Here is a 13437-nt window from a genome sequence, read left to right as displayed (position 1 = left end):
GCCTCGCCTCGCCTCGCCGCGTCCCGTCCCGTTCGCCTTGCCGCGCCTCGTCCCGTTTCGTGGATCGTGCCCGCGGCGCTACGACTCCAGCAGCTTCTGCCCCACGTACTCGCCCTTCGCCGCGCCTCCCGGTACCGCGAAGAGCCCGCTGGCCTCGTGCCGTATGAACGCCGACAGCGCGTCGCCCCGGTCCAGCTTCCGCTGGACGGGTACGAAGCCGCGCAGCGGATCGGCCTGCCAGCAGACGAACAGCAGCCCGGCGTCCGGCGCGCCGTCCGGAAGAACGCCGTCGTGGTACGAGAAGGGGCGCCGCAGCATTGCCGCGCCCTGGTTCTGCTCCGGCGCGGAGATCCGGGCATGGGCGTTGGCCGGGATCACCGGCTTCCCGTCCGCGTCCAGCTCGTCCAGTGCCAACGGGGTGGTCTCCGAGCCACCGGTCAGCGGGGCGCCGTCGGACTTGCGCCGCCCGATCACCCGCTCCTGCTCGGCCCCCGGCAGCCGCTCCCAGGTGTCGAGGAGCATCCGGATCCGGCGGACGACCGCGTACGAGCCCCCGGCGAGCCACTCCTGGTCGCCACCGGGTGCGACGAAGATCCGCCGGTCGAAATCGGGCTCGGAGGGCCGCGGATTGTTCGTCCCGTCGATCTGGCCCATCAGATTGCGGGCGGTCATCGGACGGTCGGTGGCGCCCGGTGAGCGGTTGAACCCGTCCATCTGCCAGCGGATCCGGGCCGCGTCCCCGGCGGCGCGCTGGACGGCCCGCAGGGCGTGGAAGGCGACCAGGGCGTCGTTCGCCCCGATCTGGACCCAGAGGTCCCCATGGGAGCGGCGGGGGTCCAGCTGGTCCGAGGAGAACGGCGGAAGCGGCTTCAGCCCCGCGGGGCGCCGGGCCGCCAGCCCCGTACGGTCGAAGAACGTGCGGCCGAATCCGAAGGTGAGAGTCAGCGACGACGGCCCGGCGTCGAGGGCCACCCCCGTATCCCCGTCGGGCGCGGGCTCGCCCGCCATCAGCGCAGCCGCCAGCGCCGACCAGCGGCGCAGCAGGGCCGCCGCCTCCTTGCGGCCCGCTCCGGGGGTCAGATCGAAGGCGATCAGATGGCCCCGGGAGTGCAGAGGTGTGGTGATGCCGGGCTGATGTTTCCCGTGAAACATCGACGCCGTCGAGCCGACCGTCGTAAGCGCCGTCGGCGCCTCGTCGGCGGTGGCGGCGAAGGCCGCGGCACCGCCGGCTCCGCCCAGCGCCAGTCCGGCCGCGCCCGCGGCTCCGGCGGTCGACAGGACCCGGCGCCGCGAGGGACCCTCAGAGCCGCCCGGTCCGGAGCCCGGTCCGGAGCCCGGTCCGGAGCCGGGGCCCGCGGGGTCGTCGGCGGCAGGGGCGTCCGCCCTCCGTCCGGCCGGTACGGGTGTACGGACGTCCGCTCTCGTCTCCGGCTCCGCCGCCGCGGTCTTCGCGGGTGTCGTGGTCTTCTTCTTCGCCATGGGGTACTTCAGCCGATCTTCACGTTCTCGTCGACGGAGGTCTGGTCGATGTCCGAGGTCCGTACGGTCACCTTGACCTGCCAGTCGCCCGGCATGGGGATCGGTACGGCGTCGGCGCGCCACTGCCCCGGCACCGACTTCACGAGGGCCACGGGCAGCGGGCCGATCTGCTGGGCCGGGAGGGTGAGGGAGACCCGCACCTCGGGGACGTCCAGCGGTCCGCCGTCGGGGCCGGTGACCCGGAGCCGGAGGTCATTGGGGCCGGGGCTCGCCGGGCCGAGGCCGAGCCGGATCGTGCCCCGGCCGCCGGGACCGCCCGTGTCGAAGGGGATCTCGACCTCGGCGGGTCCCCGGGAACCCGCGGACGACGGCGCCGACGACGCACCGGCCGTCGTGGCAGAACGGCCCGCCGTCTCCTCCGTACGCGCGGGCTCGGTGGCCGTCAGCGCCGTCGTCACAGCCAGGACGACCGCCGCGATACCCGCCTCGACGAGGACGGAGCGGCGCAGTCCGGACCGTACGGGATCGGAGTCCCGGGCCTTGCGGCGCGCGGTGGAGGCGACCGCGGCCCGCTGACGGGCCAGCTGAGCGGACCGTACGGGATCGTGGCCGGAACCAGCATCCGCGTCGGCGTCGGCGTCGGAACCGGCATCCGCACCGGCATCGGCACCGGCATCGGCACCGGGACGGGCCGCCGCTGGGGCGTCGCCCGTCCCCGTCCCCTGGGACTCCTCGGCCGCCCTGGCCTCCGCGCACCGCTCGCATTCGGGGGAGTGCTGCGGCCCCGGCACCGTCGGCGTCTGCTCCAGCCGGGCCGTCCAGCGCCGGGAGAACCGGGCCACGGCCACGAGGACCGCCACCAGCGCGACCTTGGCGAGCAGCAGCCGCCCGTACGACGTCTCGGTCAGCGCCGACCAGGAACCGACCTGCCGCCAGGACTGGTAGATCCCCGTCACGGCCAGGACGACCACACAGACGAAGGCGACATCGGAGAACCGCCGCACCGCCGAGGGTTCGAGCGACGGCTCCCGGTACAGCGCCGTCAGCAGCGCCGCGAGACCGCCCAGCCAGCCCGCGACGGCCAGCAGATGCAGAACGTCGAGCGGGATCGCGAGCCCCGTCTGGATACCGGTGGACGCGTGCTCGGAGAAGGCCCAGGTGGCGGCGATCCCCGCGGAGACCACCGCGCCGCCGACCGTGAGACCGAAGGCCAGGTCCTCCCGTCGGGCGTCCGGTACGGGCTCGCCGTCCGGCCCCGGCACGTCCGGGCGACGGATCCGCTGGGCGTACGCGCCGAAGAGGACGGCGACGAAGAGCGCGGCGGCCCCCAGCAGCAGCAGCCGGGAGACGAGGGCCGCGCCGGTCTTCGTCTCCAGGACGTCCTGGAGCCCGCCGAGGTCGAAGACGTCCGCCAGTTCGCCCGAGCCGGTGTACGGGACCCGCAGCATCAGCATCGCCAGGGTGGCCGCCGTCAGGGCCACCCAGGAACGGGCGACCAGGCGCTGCATGGACCGTACGGACGCGCCCCGGGGCCAGCACACCAGGACGAAGGCCGCCGCGCCGCACAGCAGCACGAAGCCCGCGTACGAGAGGTACCGCGCGATGTCGTACAGCAGGCCGACGGCACCGTCGCCCGCCGTACCGTCGGGCAGTGCGACGGTGGTCGCGGACGGCGCCCCGATCGAGAAGGTGAACGCGCCCGAGATCGGGTGGCTGTCGGCGGACACGGCCTGCCAGGCGACGGTGTACGTACCGTTCGGCAGTCCGGTCCGCAGGGCGACGGAGTAGGCGACCTTGCCGTCCGCGGAGCGGTCGCGGACGGGACCGTCGTCCGCCCGCGAGCCGCTCGGATCGAGGACCCGGATCGAGCCGTCGCCCATGGCGAGCTGCTCGGAGAAGGTGAGCGCGACCTCCGCCGGTGCCGTGGCCACCACCGCCCCGTCCTTCGGGTCGCTCCCGGTCAGGGCGGCGTGGGCGGCCGCCGGACCGGCGGCCGCGAGCAGGGCGCTCAGGACCGTGCCGACGATGACGACGGCTGCGAGCAGGGCCCGGACCGGTCCGACGGCCGGAAGCGGCCGGACCGGTGGGAGGTGTGGAGCGGTGGTGGGTGTCATGGCGTCCTCATGCGTCCTTCACTCAGTGGTGTCCGCCGGAGGTGTGCCCCGACCCGCCGTCCGGCTTCTCCGCCTCGCCGGCCTTCTCCGCGTCGGAGTCGGAGGCCTTCGACGAGTCCGACGACTCCGACGACTTCGTTGCCGGGTTGTACGTGGCGTCCATGACGGGGAGTTCGACCCGGATCGGATCGGACTTCTCGAAGTGCAGCTCGACCGTGACCTTCTGGCCCTTCGCCGGCCGCTCCTTCAGCCGCTCGAACATGATGTGGTTCCCCCCGCGTTCGAGGGCGAGTGACCCCTCGGCGGGCACGGGGAAGAAGTCCACCTTCCGCATCCGCTGCCCCTTGGACTCGTGGATCGAGATCTCGTCGGAGATGGGGCTGGTGACAGAGGTCAGCCGGTCGGCCTTCCCTCCCCCGTTGCGCACGGTCAGAAACCCGGCGGCCATATCGCTGACGGGTTGCGGCATGAATTCGCCACTGACTGTCAATTCGGGCGAGTTCGACCTACCGGCGGAGGAGCCGGAGGTGCCGGAGCTGCCGGAGGAGTCGGATGAGCAGGCGGTCAGCGTCACGGCCGCCCCGGTGACGACGACGGCGAGAGCTATGAGGGGGTACGCCGCGCCCCCTCGGCGCCGTCCGTCCCGGTCCCGCCGCCGGGGGTGTCCGTAGCTCACGGATTCTCCCCGCGGACGAGCTCCGGAAGGTCCTCGGCGTACTGCTCGGGCGTGGTGTCCTCGCCGTAGACGACATAGCCCTTGTCGGTCTCCGGCGAGAAGGCCATGACCTGGGCGCCGTGCATGGAGGTGACGGAGCCGTTCTTCTCCTTCTTCGGCGGGTCGATCCCGATGCCGACGGACCGGGCCCCGGCCTGGATCTTCTTGAAGTCGCCGCTCAGACCGATGAAGGAGGGATCACCGGCGGAGGGCAGCCACTTGCCGAGCTGGGCGGGGGTGTCGCGCTCGGGGTCGGTGGTGACGAAGACGATCTGGAGCTTCTCCCGGTCGGCCGCCGGGAGCTTCGCCTCGGCGACGGCGATGTTGCTCATCGTCATCGGGCAGACGTCGGGGCAGTTGGTGTAGCCGAAGAAGAGCAGGGTCGGCTTGCCCTTCGTCCGCTCCCGCAGGTCGAACGGCTTGCCCTTGGTGTCCGTGAGCACCAGGTCCGGCTTCTCGAAGGGATGGTCGAGTACGGTCCCGGGCTTCTGGTCCTTCGGCGCGGAGACATCCGCGACGGAGCTCTTGGAGCCCGATGTCCCGGCATCGCCGTCGGAGCAGGCGGAGAGGGTCAGAGCCGTGGCCGCGGCGAGCACGGCGACCAGTGCGGTCTTCTTTCGCATGGGAGATTTCCTGGAGGGGAGGGAGTGGGACGGGGGAACAGACGTCATGAGGTGACACCGCTGTCGCGGCGGCGTCCGGCGAGCACGCCGAAGGCGACGCCCGCGGCACCCACCAGGATGCCGACCACGCCGAGCACCCGGGCGGTGGTGTCCGTGGAGTCGTCGGCGGACGCCTTCGCGGTCTTCGTGGCCTTCGTGGCCTTCCCGTCCGTGCCGCCGTGGTGGCCCACGGCGCTGTCGGCGCTGTCGGTGCTGTCGGCGGGCGCGGCGCCGTGGCCGTCCGCCCGGGGTGCCGACAGGGTCAGGACGGGCGCGGGCGCCGTCGGCTCGGAGCCGCCCTTCTCGGGGATCTCGATCCACCGCACGACTTCCTTGTTGTCGTACGTCTGGAGCGCCTTGAAGACGAGCTGGTCGGTGTTCTCGGGAAGTCGGCCGAGGGAGAGGGGGAACTGCTGGAACTGGCCCGGGCCGATCTTCGAACCCGCGGCGGTCCAGGTGACCTTGGAGACCGCTTCGGTGATCTGCTTGCCGTGCACGGACAGCGGCTTCGCCAGCTTGGACTTGGTGACCTCGACCTTCCAGCCGGGTACGGGCTGCGGCTGGACGGAAGCCAGCGGGTACTCGGTCGGGAGGACGATCTCCAGCTTCACGGTCGAGGCGTTGTCGCGCTCGTTGGGGACCTTGACGTCCACGGTGGCGTATCCGCCGCGGGCCGCCTCGCCCCGCGGCTCCACACCGACATGCGCGAAGGCGGGCCCGGCCAGCAGTACGGAAGCCGCGCCCACACCCGCGACGAGGGCCGTGGCCCGTACGGCGCGGAAGGACCGGCCACCGGCAGAGGAACCCGAGGAAGCGGACGTAAGGGAAGAGGCGGAAGAAACGCGGGAAAGTCTCATGATGCACGTACTCCACGAGCAGAGGAGGAAACGGTGGTCGTGCCGGGGCGCACAGGCGCACGGGCACCACGGCCGCACTCCCGTCGAGTGGACCGTGTCAGGCGGCGAGCGCGAACTCCGCGGGCGGGCCGCGCCTGATCACCGTGTGCTGAAGCGCCTCGCCGCAGGCCGGTGGCGCGTCGTCGTCGTCCCCGGGCCGCGCGGGCCGGACACCGGGCGCCGGGAGCCGTACGAGACCGGCGCAGAGGGTCCGTACGAGGGTGAGCGCCGCCCGGAGCGACCGCAGCCGGGCCGTCTCGGCCATCAGCTCGCGCGCCTCGTGCGCGGAGGCCGTCGACAGCCGGATCAGCCGCAGCAGTGCCAGATCCCCGCGGCGCAGCAGCCAGCCGGTCACCACGGCGACCAGCAGATGCGCGAGCAGCATGGGGAGGGACGGCAGCAGCTCCGGCCCGAGGAGGGTCTGATCGCCGGCCGGGTGACCGGTACCGCCGCCGGCCGCGGGCGGGGTGATCCCGGCCGTGGTGACGACCTGCCGCGCCTCGTCGGCGGTCAGTGCCCCGGTCGGGCCGCAGAGCAGGTTCTCGGCCATCCGGATCAGCGTGTCGTCCGAGCCCGGCGCGAGCCGGACCGGGTGCCGCTGTCCCAGGCCGAAGAGGAGGTGGAGCGCCAGCTGCCCCGCGCCCAGGGCGACGGCGACGGCGGGCAGGGACCGTACCCGGCCGGTGAAGGGCAGGACGAGGACGAACGTCCCGGCGAGTCCCGCCAGCAGCGTCCACCAGGGGACGCCCTCGCAGGCGGCGAGCGCGTGTCCCGTCGCGGACAGCACGACGCAGACCGCGGTGAACACCGCGGCCCGCAGCAGCCGGAGGCCGGTACCGGTGGGCGCACCGGGCCGGAGCGACAGGGACGACATGGCCGGGTCATCATCCCACTGCGGTCCCCGGCGGCCGACGGCAGGGGCGCGACGTCACCGATGGGTCACGATGGATCCCGGCCGGCCGCGGCGGAGCGCACCGCGCCGGTCATGGTGCGGATCGGACGCGGCCCGATCGGTCCGGCCGAAGCCGTCCATCCCCTCGGTCGTGCCCCTTCCGCCACCCGCGTCACGGTGTCACCCGTCCGGCATACACCGTCGCGCCATGGGCGCGCTTCCGCCGAATGAGCGCAATCACACCAACTCTGTGCTTACGGACCGTGTCTTGGGGCAATACGTATCGGTATGTCGAGCCGCAGCCAGGAGGCTGGAGCATGAGCATCTGGTGGTCTCTGCACTTGCGGCGCGAGGCTGCGAGCATTCCGCTCGCCCGGCGGTTGCTCGTCGGCACGATGGAGACGGCGGGTGTCGATCCCGATATCTCCTTCGACCTCTCGGTCGCGCTGAGCGAAGCATGTGCGAACGCCGTGGAACACGGTGGTGGGGCAGGTTCCGGCGGTACCGCCGGGGGGTATCGCGTCACCGCGTATCTGGACGGCGAGAAGTGCCGTATCGAAGTGTCCGACTCCGGGCCCGGGTTCCCGGCCGGGTCCGCCCGGCACGGCCACGGCTGTGCCCACGGCGGTTCGCCCGGCCCGACGGCCCCGACGGCCCCGACGGGTGCCGCGGCCGTGAACGGCGTCCGGGGGAGACCGGCCCACCGCATCGCGAGCCCCGCGAGCCCCCCGAATCCCTTGAGTCCCGCTAACCCCCTGAGCCCCGGCAGCCATGAGACGGCCGGTGTTCATGAGACGGCCGTGAACCTCGGGACCGGACCGGGTGACCGGTCCGCCGTCGACCGCTCGGGTACGGACTCCGACCGCTCGGGTACGGGTTCCGGCCGATCCGATACGGGATACGGGCGCCCCGGTCGCGGACACGGCCCGACGGCCGGGCCCGTCGCCGGTACGAAGGGCTCCGGAGCCGCCCCACAGGATCGCCCGGCGGACCGCCCACAGGATCGCCCGGCGGCCCGGCCGAGGGGCGGCGGTCCGGCCGGCGGTGTGCCGGGCGGGCAGCTCGACCCGTCGTCGGCGGTGGCCACCGCCGAGAGCGGCCGGGGGCTCTGTCTGATCGAGGAGCTGGCCGATCACGTCCACTTCAGCAACCGGCCGGGCCGGGGCGCCGTGGTCAGTTTCGACAAGATCCTGAAATGGCGGGAGGACGCGCTGCTCAAGGTCTCGTGAGGGGAGGAACCCCGCACAGGCCCCGGGCAGTCGCGTCCTCCGGCGGAGAGCGGCGCGCGGCGAGCGTCGGCGTCAGCCCTTCAGCGACGCCATCCACGCCTCGACCTCGTCGGCCCGGCGCGGCAGCGCGGCCGACAGGTTCCGGTTGCCGTCCTCGGTGACGAGGATGTCGTCCTCGATCCGGACGCCGATACCCCGGTACTCCTCGGGCACGGTCAGGTCGTCGGCCTGGAAGTAGAGACCCGGCTCCACCGTCAGGCACATCCCCGGCTCCAGCGTGCCGTCGACGTACGCCTCGGTCCGCGCGGCGGCGCAGTCGTGGACGTCGAGACCGAGCATGTGACCGGTGCCGTGCAGCGTCCAGCGGCGCTGGAGCCCCAGCTCCAGGACCCGCTCGACCGGGCCCTCGACCAGACCCCACTCGACCAGCCGCTCGGCCAGCACCCGCTGGGCGGCGTCGTGGAAGTCGCGGTACTTGGCACCCGGCTGCACGGCCGCGATACCGGCCTCCTGGGCGTCGTACACCGCGTCGTAGATCTTCCGCTGCAACTCGTCGAAACGGCCGTTGACCGGCAGGGTCCTGGTGACGTCCGCGGTGTAGAGGGTGGTGGTCTCCACACCGGCGTCGAGCAGCAGCAGATCGCCCGAGCGGACCGGGCCGTCGTTGCGCACCCAGTGCAGGGTCGTCGCATGCGGCCCCGAGGCGCAGATGGAGCCGTAGCCGACGTCGTTGCCCTCGACCCGGGCCCTCAGGAAGAACGTTCCTTCAATGTAGCGCTCGCTGGTCGCCTCGGCCTTGTCGAGGACCTTGACGACATCCTCGAAACCGCGGGTGGTGGAGTCGCAGGCGCGCTGCAGCTCGGCGATCTCGAACGCGTCCTTGACCGCCCGGGCCTCGGACAGATAGACCCGCAGCTCCTCGTCGCGCTCGCCGGTGACCTTGTCGGTCAGCGCGGCCTCGACCTCGGCGTCGTGCCCCCGGACGACCCGGACCGGGCCCGTGGCCTCGCGCAGCTCGTCCTTCAGCTCGCGGACGTCCGCCGTGGGCAGCCCGAACAGCTGCTCCTGCTCGGCCAGCGAGTGGCGGCGGCCGATCCACAGCTCGCCCTGGCCGGAGAGCCAGAACTCGCCGTTCTCGCGGTCGGAGCGCGGCAGCACGTAGAGGGTGGCGTCGTGCCCGTCGTCGGTGGGCTCCAGGACGAGAACGCCGTCCTCGCTCTGGTCGCCGGTGAGGTACACGTACTCGGTCGCGGCGCGGAAGGGGTATTCCGTGTCGTTGGACCGCGTCTTCAGATGGCCCGCGGGAACCACCAGACGCTCACCGGGGAAGCGGGCCGAGAGCGCCGCGCGGCGGTCGGCGGCGTACGGCGCCTGCTCGACCGGCGTCAGGTCGCGCTGCTCGGTATCCGCCCAACCACTTGCCATGTTCGCGGCAAGCTCATCGGAAACCTCGGGGTAGAGGCCGTTTTTGCGCGGCTTGATCGACTGCTCTTCTTCTTCCGGGGCACTCGGGGTGAGCTCCTCGGCCACGTCTGCCTCCTCGACACGTCATCGGACCGGACTCCATCGTATGTGGGGCGTGAAGAGGGCCTCGAAGGGTGTGAGGAGTCAGACATAACGGATGTACCAGTGGCATGGAAGAAGTGCCTCCGGAGCATCCTCCGGACCGCCGGGTCCGCTTCCGTTTAACGAAGCCGTGCCCGAGGCCGAAGCCGGGGGCCAGGGGCCACGGCCGAACCCGAACCCGAACCCGAACCCGAAGCCGGGGCCGAAGCCGAAGTCGGACTGCCCGGCCCCCGTAGCCGGGTGTGTCGGCCGTACCGTACAAGCCGGGCGGCCGGTCAGCCGAACCGTACGGCGAGCATGACGACGTCGTCCGCCCGGTCGCCTCCCCGCCCCGCCGGCGACCGGGTCCCGCGGGAATCCCGGTCGTCGTGGAAGTCCCCGGCGGTGCGCGTGGCCTCCGGTCCGGTGCGGGCGGTCTCCGGTCCGGTGCCGTACGGACCGGCCGGTTCCGGCAGCAGGGTGTTCAGCACATGGTCCGCCACGGCGCCCGGATCGTCCCGGATCGCCCTCGGTACGCTCGCCGCCGCGGCGTGCAGCCGGGCGAACGCCCGGTCCATCGGGTCCCCGGTGAGCCGGAGCAGCCCGTCCGTATAGAGGAGCACCGTTTCTCCCGGCTCGGGACACAGTTCGACGCTGGGCGCCTCCCAGCACGCCAGCATCCCCAGCGGCGCGGAGAGCGATGTCTCAACGAACTCCGTACGCCGCTCGCCGACCAGCAGCGGCGGGGTGTGCCCGGCCCCGGCCAGCACCATCTTCCCGGCGGCGGGCTCGGCGTAGGCGAAGAGCGCCGTCGCGGTCCTGGCCGGTTCCGTCAGCCGGAGCAGCAGTTCGAGATCGGAGAGTACGGCGACGGGGTCCTCGCCCTCCATCACCGCGTACGCCCGCAACGAGGCCCGCAGCCGGCCCACCGCGGCGAGCGCGCCCGGTCCCGTACCGCCGACCGAGCCCACGGCGAGACCCAGCGCGCCCTCCGGGAGCGGCAGCGCGTCGTACCAGTCGCCGCGCGGTCCGCCCGGGCCCCTGCGGTGCCGTACGGCGAGCCGGACCCCGGGGATCCGGGGAAGCCTGGTCGGCAGCAACTCCTCGGCCATCGTCGCGACGTTCCGCCGGGCCTCCTCCAGCTCGATCAGCCGGGACAGATGCTCGGTGGCGTACCCGGCGTAGCGCTCCACCAGCTCGCGCCGGTGCGCGGCGGGGGCGGCGGGCTCGTCGTAGAGCCAGACGGCGGCGCCGAGCGTCCCCGCGGTCCCGGATGCCAGCGGCTGGGTGTAGGCGGCGGCACAGCCGAGACGTACGGCGACGGCGCGGCGCAGGGGGTCGAGGGACTCGTCACCGAGGATGTCCGGGTGGGAGACCGCCGACGGCAGGGGGTACGTCCCCGGTCCCGGCGCCGCGGCGGGAAACCACTCCGGGACACCGGTGGCCGGTCGCGGACACTCCGGAGACACCTCCGGCAACGACAACGGCAACGGCCCCGACCCCGACCCCGCACCCGGCCCCGTTGCCGGGTCGCGCCGTTCCGTCCGGTCGAGGATGCGGCCGTACGCGGTCAGGGCGCGCGGCACCGTCTCGATCTGCCCCAGCTCCGCATGGCTCAGTCCGTAGCCCCTGGTGAGAGACGCGGGGAAAGTGCGCGCGGCGGCGGGCGGGGGCTCGATGACGGCCAGTCCGCGCCGGGCGCCGACCAGCGCCGCCCCGGCGCGCAGCACCTCGTCGACGGCGGTGTCGAGGGAGTCGGTCGTCGCCAGGCGCCGGGTCAGTTCGTGCAGGGCGGCCAGATCGGCGGCGAGCCGGGCGGCGGGGCGCGCACCGTCGCCGACAGGCGCGCCGGATGCGGTACGCGCCCCCGCGAGCATCGAGACGCCCCCGGCGAGAGGGTGCCGGTCCGGTCCGGCGGACTCGTCGGGCCCCGGCCGAAGCCCTGATCCCGTCGCCGCGGCGGATTCCGTGCCCGCCTCCGTGCCTGCCGCTGCGCCCGCTTCCGTGCCCGTCTCCGTGCCCGCCGCCGGCTCGGACGCCGCGGGATCACCCGCGGGGAAGGCGGCAGGAGCGGAAGATGGCGTCGCAGTTTGCGGGGAGTGCCGAATCGAAGAATCGATTCCGGCCACTTTCGGGAGGTGTGGTGCGCTCATCGAACTGAGCTTTCCAGTGGGTGCATTTCGTGGCATAGCATTGCAAACCCCCAGGTCATTTTGCGCCGCCAGCAATGGGTCCACATCTACACGGAGATGTAAGTGGATGTCCAGCATTGCACCAGTGGGATTGATGGTGTCTACGTGAGTTTGGGGAGGCTTTGGGGTGCTCTTGACTGAGAGTTCCGGAGCGGAGAGTATTCGTCACCCCGAGTTGAACTTGGCCGGAAATCACTCCTGCTCGCCGTCCATTGCGATCGACTGAACGTGTTCGACGGTTGATCCTTCCGAACAGCCCTTCCGGGGCGAGTGCTTCCGGAGCGGCCGCGGGTGGGTATAGCCGCCCGGACGCGTCACGCGGAGCGTGGCGGGTACGTGAATACGTAAAGCTGGTTAAAAAGGTGACGTCCGGGGTCGTTGGGATCTCCCGGAACCTGGCGACGGGTCAGGGCGTCCTAGAGACCGTGAGCCGTGACGGCACCTGAGCAGTTCCCCGGACAGCCCACCCGGAACCGACCGCCGGGCGGAGGGGAAAAGACGGATCGGCCCGCGCACGCGGGGGCGGTCCGGCTATAACGGGACACAGAAGCGTCAGGTACGCGTCCCTCATCACGCGTTCGACGAAGCAGGGCCACGTCGGCCCCCGGGCGGCCAACCGCCGCGGGCCGACCGGGGGACGCCCCCTGCCGGAGGCGGTCGAGGCCACCGGCACAGCAGGGCGGGAACGGCGCCGATCAGCCGACCCGGAGGTACGCACCAGGCCGCGGAACATGCGGAGGAAGCGGTACGTACCTGATTCAGTACGGACGCACAGCGTGTATTCCTACGCACAGTGACAGACCTGCACACATGGTGTGATGTGGACCTCGGCGTTCAACGGAAAGGAACGAGCGCACATGCGCGAGATCCTCGGAAGGCGACGCGGGCTCCGGTTGTGGCGCAAGAGGGGCCCGGTACCGCCTGCACAGCTGGAAGCGGTGCTCATGTGCGCCGCATGGCAGTGGCCCGTCGTCCCAGGAGTGGGACCGGCCACGGCCGGCGGCGGCCGGGGGCGGGCCTGCGCCTGCCCCGACCCCGAATGCGTCGTTCCCGGCGCCCACCCCTTCGACCCCGGAATCCTGGCGGCCACCACGGACCAGCGCATGCTGCGCTGGTGGTGGTCGAATCGACCCGCGGCGCCGGTGGTACTGGCGACGGGGGGCACGGCGCCCTGCGCGGTGAGCCTGCCGGCGCTCGCCGGGGCGACGGCACTCGAAGAGCTCGACAAGATGGGCGTACGGCTCGGCCCGGTGGTGGCGACCCCGACACGATGGTCGCTGCTGGTGGCTCCGTACAGCCTCGAACGGCTCGGTGAGCTCCTGTATGTGAAGGACCGGGTGCCCGGTTCCCTGCGGTTCCACGGGGACGGCGGCTATCTGGTGCTGCCGCCTTCGGAGACCGGAGCGGGGCAGGTCCGCTGGGAGCGGGCCCCCCGGCCGGGAGCCGTCGCGCCCTGGCTCCCGGATGTGGAGACCGTGGTCGACGCCCTGGTGGAGGCGAGCACGAACGCTCCGGACGGCGGAAGCCGGCTGGCGTACTGAACGCGGCGGCTCCGCCCGCGACCGCCACGCGCGGCCGCGGGCGGAGCCGGTCGCACGCGATTCGGGTGAGGGCGGGGCGCCGGCGGGCGCCCCGCCCGCACCCGGACGGGGGGGGGGGGGCCCCAGGTGTTCGGGGAGCGGGTGCGCGGCCCGGCGGCCCGCCGCGCGCCCG

The 13437-nt window shown here is 72.7% G+C and carries 9 protein-coding genes and 2 pseudogenes; 3 read left to right on the top strand and 8 right to left on the bottom strand.

What is annotated here, in order from left to right; translation table 11 throughout:
• Positions 1–78: 78 nt before the first annotated feature.
• The 6 genes and pseudogenes from efeB to ACFXG1_RS22420 all read right to left on the bottom strand — a co-directional run bounded on the left by efeB (position 79) and on the right by ACFXG1_RS22420 (position 6740).
• The gene (gene efeB / locus ACFXG1_RS22445) at positions 79–1479 is read right to left on the bottom strand and encodes an iron uptake transporter deferrochelatase/peroxidase subunit (RefSeq protein ID WP_384708221.1); all 1401 of its coding nucleotides are present in this window, start codon (positions 1477–1479) and stop codon (positions 79–81) included.
• An 8-nt stretch (positions 1480–1487) separates the two neighbouring features.
• Entirely contained in the window at positions 1488–3593 is a 2106-nt protein-coding gene (locus tag ACFXG1_RS22440) for a copper resistance protein CopC (protein ID WP_384744263.1), read from the bottom strand.
• Between the two features lie 142 nt (positions 3594–3735).
• Positions 3736–4167 (bottom strand): annotated as a pseudogene (locus tag ACFXG1_RS22435) (copper chaperone PCu(A)C); the annotation flags it as partial.
• Between the two features lie 98 nt (positions 4168–4265).
• A complete protein-coding gene (locus ACFXG1_RS22430) occupies positions 4266–4931 on the bottom strand; it encodes an SCO family protein (RefSeq protein WP_384708521.1) in 666 nt (221 codons plus the stop codon).
• Between the two features lie 44 nt (positions 4932–4975).
• Entirely contained in the window at positions 4976–5827 is an 852-nt protein-coding gene (locus tag ACFXG1_RS22425) for a YcnI family protein (RefSeq protein WP_384708524.1), read from the bottom strand.
• 97 nt (positions 5828–5924) lie between these two features.
• Positions 5925–6740 carry a hypothetical protein gene (locus tag ACFXG1_RS22420; RefSeq protein ID WP_384708527.1) on the bottom strand — a complete coding sequence of 272 codons (816 nt, stop codon included), beginning with the start codon at positions 6738–6740 and terminating at the stop codon, positions 5925–5927.
• A gap of 335 nt (positions 6741–7075) precedes the next feature.
• On the opposite strand from ACFXG1_RS22420, the pseudogene ACFXG1_RS22415 reads away from it, so the two are divergent.
• A pseudogene (locus ACFXG1_RS22415) lies at positions 7076–7423 on the top strand (ATP-binding protein); the annotation flags it as partial.
• 381 nt (positions 7424–7804) lie between these two features.
• Entirely contained in the window at positions 7805–7987 is a 183-nt protein-coding gene (locus tag ACFXG1_RS22410) for a hypothetical protein (protein ID WP_384744284.1), read from the top strand.
• Between the two features lie 72 nt (positions 7988–8059).
• Here the strand turns inward: ACFXG1_RS22410 and ACFXG1_RS22405 are convergent, their stop codons facing one another.
• Both ACFXG1_RS22405 and ACFXG1_RS22400 read right to left on the bottom strand, forming a co-directional pair.
• Positions 8060–9517, bottom strand: a complete 1458-nt coding sequence (locus tag ACFXG1_RS22405) for an aminopeptidase P family protein (RefSeq protein WP_384708530.1) — start codon at positions 9515–9517, stop codon at positions 8060–8062.
• Between the two features lie 311 nt (positions 9518–9828).
• Positions 9829–11409: a PP2C family protein-serine/threonine phosphatase gene (locus tag ACFXG1_RS22400; RefSeq protein ID WP_384708533.1), complete on the bottom strand. Its 1581-nt coding sequence runs from the start codon at positions 11407–11409 to the stop codon at positions 9829–9831.
• Between the two features lie 1172 nt (positions 11410–12581).
• Here ACFXG1_RS22400 and ACFXG1_RS22395 point away from each other — a divergent pair.
• A complete protein-coding gene (locus tag ACFXG1_RS22395) occupies positions 12582–13265 on the top strand; it encodes a bifunctional DNA primase/polymerase (protein ID WP_384744260.1) in 684 nt (227 codons plus the stop codon).
• Positions 13266–13437: the final 172 nt, after the last annotated feature.

Source organism: Streptomyces sp. NPDC059248 (assembly GCF_042753905.1).
Classification (GTDB): domain Bacteria; phylum Actinomycetota; class Actinomycetes; order Streptomycetales; family Streptomycetaceae; genus Streptomyces.
The sequence above is the reverse complement of the archived record's forward strand: the minus strand, read 5'-3'. Positions and strand labels throughout refer to the sequence as shown.

Excerpts from the sequence above, each read along its gene's own strand:
- ACFXG1_RS22420 (WP_384708527.1), bottom strand. The coding sequence starts at position 6,740 with ATGTCGTCCCTGTCGCTCCGGCCCGGTGCGCCCACCGGTACCGGCCTC.
- ACFXG1_RS22440 (WP_384744263.1), bottom strand. The coding sequence starts at position 3,593 with ATGACACCCACCACCGCTCCACACCTCCCACCGGTCCGGCCGCTTCCG.
- ACFXG1_RS22430 (WP_384708521.1), bottom strand. The coding sequence starts at position 4,931 with ATGCGAAAGAAGACCGCACTGGTCGCCGTGCTCGCCGCGGCCACGGCT.
- ACFXG1_RS22400 (WP_384708533.1), bottom strand. The coding sequence starts at position 11,409 with ATGCTCGCGGGGGCGCGTACCGCATCCGGCGCGCCTGTCGGCGACGGT.
- ACFXG1_RS22425 (WP_384708524.1), bottom strand. The coding sequence starts at position 5,827 with ATGAGACTTTCCCGCGTTTCTTCCGCCTCTTCCCTTACGTCCGCTTCC.
- efeB (WP_384708221.1), bottom strand. The coding sequence starts at position 1,479 with ATGGCGAAGAAGAAGACCACGACACCCGCGAAGACCGCGGCGGCGGAG.
- ACFXG1_RS22395 (WP_384744260.1), top strand. The coding sequence starts at position 12,582 with ATGCGCGAGATCCTCGGAAGGCGACGCGGGCTCCGGTTGTGGCGCAAG.